Annotated in this window: 4 protein-coding genes; all 4 read left to right on the top strand. The window is 64.6% G+C overall.

Annotation, left to right across the window (positions count from 1 at the left end; all coding sequences use genetic code 11):
- Positions 1–438, top strand: a 438-nt coding sequence (locus AC5JJ6_RS06595; protein WP_496041273.1) for a hypothetical protein, incomplete at its 5' end; no start/stop codon positions are given.
- Positions 439–617: 179 nt separating this feature from the next.
- On the top strand, positions 618–953 hold the full coding sequence (locus AC5JJ6_RS06590; RefSeq protein ID WP_496041272.1) for an HNH endonuclease signature motif containing protein: 336 nt from the start codon (positions 618–620) through the stop codon (positions 951–953).
- A gap of 206 nt (positions 954–1159) precedes the next feature.
- Positions 1160–2527: a site-specific DNA-methyltransferase gene (locus AC5JJ6_RS06585; RefSeq protein ID WP_496041271.1), complete on the top strand. Its 1368-nt coding sequence runs from the start codon at positions 1160–1162 to the stop codon at positions 2525–2527.
- Positions 2524–3009 carry a phage terminase small subunit P27 family gene (locus AC5JJ6_RS06580; protein WP_496041270.1) on the top strand — a complete coding sequence of 162 codons (486 nt, stop codon included), beginning with the start codon at positions 2524–2526 and terminating at the stop codon, positions 3007–3009. The genes AC5JJ6_RS06585 and AC5JJ6_RS06580 overlap by 4 nt, the downstream gene beginning before the upstream one ends.
- Positions 3010–3018: the final 9 nt, after the last annotated feature.

Genomic DNA, 3018 nt, shown 5'->3' with positions numbered 1-3018 from the left:
CGGCGACTGAACATCGTGCCATTCACCCATAAGCCCGCGGCGCCCGATCGCGACCTGGAGGCGAAGCTCAAGCGGGAGTGGCCAGCGATCCTGCGCTGGATGATCGAAGGCTGCCTCGACTGGAGGGCCAGCGGTCTGGTTCCGTGCAATCAGATTGTTGCCGAGACAAGCAGCTATTTCGATGACCAGGACTTGCTCGGTCAGTGGCTCGAGGAAGCGTGTGATGCCGAGCCTGGCAACCGGTACAAGTCCGACACCGTGGCGGCTCTGTTCCAATCCTGGTCAGCTTACGCCACCGCTGCAGGGGAGAAGGCCGGCAGCGTCAAAACCTTCTCGGAGGCGCTCCAGCGGAAAGGGTTTGAACGGTACAAAGGTGCCAAAGGGGTGCGCATGTTCCGCGGATTGTACCGGCGCTTCAACGGTTTCGGCGATGGTTAACAGGTGGCGGGTGGCGGATGGTGGCGGATCATCCCTATTATTCTCCATTACACGTGTGTGCGCACCCGCAGGTGAAGAGAATAGCAGGATTACCTGCCACCATCCGCCACCCGCCACACCGTTTTGCCGATCGATCCGATTTCCGTCATCCGAAATCCTGATGCTATGGAAGGCTCGGCATGCCAACCAGACCGCCGCTTCATCGAGCCCGTCACGCCCTTACGCCGGAGGAAAGCAAACGCGCCAGGGACCGGGCTGCTGATATCCAGAGGGGCAATGCTGCGCAGCGCGGTTACGACGGGCTCTGGAACAAGGCCCGGCGCCTGTTCCTAACCGAGCACCCGCTCTGCCGCATGTGCCAAGCGCAGGGCGTCATCACGCCGGCAGTCGTCGTCGATCACGTCGTCCCGCATCGCGGTGATCCAGCGGTGTTCTGGGACCGGAGCAACTGGCAGCCGCTGTGCAAACGGCACCACGACCGCGACAAGCAGCGCCTGGAATGCCGGACGGAGTGACACGGGGCTGAAGAAAATGCATCGAGCGTAGAATAGCGTAGAAGTGCGAAATTAAAGTATATTTCGCCGACATCCCTGATGTGCCATAATCATCGACATGAAGTTCCCCAGCAGAGGGGAGGGCGGGTCAAAAGTCTGGGCCTGCTGGTCTATGACCGGCGGCCTCGGAAAATTCCTACGCCCGCGAATTTCCAGCCGGGGGATCAATGTCAGCCAACTTGTCTAGTAGTTCGGAGTGGCCCGCCGATCGCGTCGAACGTCGGTCCGTGCAGCACCTTGTCGCCGATGCCCGGAATGCCCGGACGCATACCGACGCCCAGGTGGCGCAGATCGCCGCAGCCATCCGCGAGTGGGGCTGGACCAACCCGGTGCTGATCGACGAGAACGGGACCATCATCGCCGGCCATGGCCGGGTGCTCGCCGCCCGCCTGCTTGGCATTCCCGACGTGCCGGTCATGGTCGCCCGCGGCTGGTCGGAAGCGCAGAAGCGCGCCTACATCCTGGCCGACAACAAGCTGGCGCTGAACGCCGGCTGGAACGAGGAACTGCTGGCCATCGAGGTCGCCGGGCTTGCTGACATGGGCTTCGACCTGCCGCTGATCGGCTTCTCGGAAGATGAGCTGGCGGCACTCAGCGCGTCACCCAGCGCCGGGCTGACCGATCGCGATCAGGTACCCGACGCGCCAGTTAATCCAGTCTCCCGCCCTGGTGACGTGTGGCTGCTGGGCCGACACCGGCTGGTCTGCGGTGACTGCACGGATCAGGACGTTGTGGCGCGGGCGCTGAACGGGACGACTCCGCACCTGATGGTCACTGACCCGCCTTACGGCGTCCACTACGATCCCGCCTGGCGCGAGCGCAGCGGCCTCGCGGGCCAGGGGATTGCCCGAGGCAAAGTGGAGAACGACGACCGAGCTGACTGGCGCGATGCCTGGGCGCTGTTTCCGGGCGATGTCGCCTATGTATGGCACGGCGGGCTGCATGCGGCGGCGGTGGCCGAGAGCCTGCAGGCGACCGGCTTCCAGATGCGCTGCCAAATCATCTGGGACAAGACACGCCTGATCATCGGCCGGGGCGACTACCACTGGGGCCACGAACCGTGCTGGTACGCCGTCCGCAAGGGCAGGACCGGCCACTGGCAGGGCGACCGGTCGCAGACGACGATCTGGGCAATACCGCATCGGAAGTCGGAGAGCGGGCACGGCACCCAGAAGCCGGTCGAGGCGATGCGCCGGCCGATCGAGAACAACTCCAGCCCGGGGCAAGCCGTGTTCGAGCCATTCAGCGGCAGCGGCACTACCATCATCGCAGGCGAGATGACCGGCCGCGCCGTCCACGCTATTGAGCTGAATCCGGCCTATATCGATGTCGCGGTCAAGCGTTGGCAGGAGTTCACCGGCGAGATGGCTGTGCTGGAAGAAACCGGCCGGAGCTTCGGCGAGGTCGATCTGGAGCGCTTCAGCACTGAGGAAACCCACCTCAACAGCGCCGGCTGCTACGACGAGGGTATTGCTGAGCTGCGACGCCGGAAGCAGGCCGCAGAGGCGCATTCTGCCGAGAAGGTGGCCGGATGAGCACACGCGGCCGTAAGCCCACGCCGACCCACCTGAAGCTGGTCCGCGGCAATCCCGGCAAAAGGGCGGTCAACCACGCCGAACCGAAGCCAGAGGTAGTCCTGCCGTCACCCCCTGCCGAACTGAGCCAGGATGCGCTGGCCGAGTGGCACCGGGTAGCGGGCGAGCTCCATCGCCTTGGTATCCTGACGGAGATCGACCGGGCAGCGCTGGCCGCTTATGCCCAGGCTTATGGACGCTGGATCCAGGCCGAGCGGGCAGCCGCCAGGATGGCCGAGAAGGATCAGCTGACCGGTGGCTTGATGATCCGGACGACCAACGGCAACGCCGTCCAGAACCCGCTGATCGGCGTCGCCAACAAGGCCATGGCCGACATGGTCCGCTACGCCGCCGAGTTCGGCATGACCCCGAGCGCCAGGAGTCGGATCCAGGGCGCCGAACCTGAAGCCGGGCAGCCTCAGGGCTTTGCCGAGTTCGGGTAAGAGCATCCT

Source organism: Skermanella sp. (assembly GCF_059503625.1).
The sequence above is the reverse complement of the archived record's forward strand: the minus strand, read 5'-3'. Positions and strand labels throughout refer to the sequence as shown.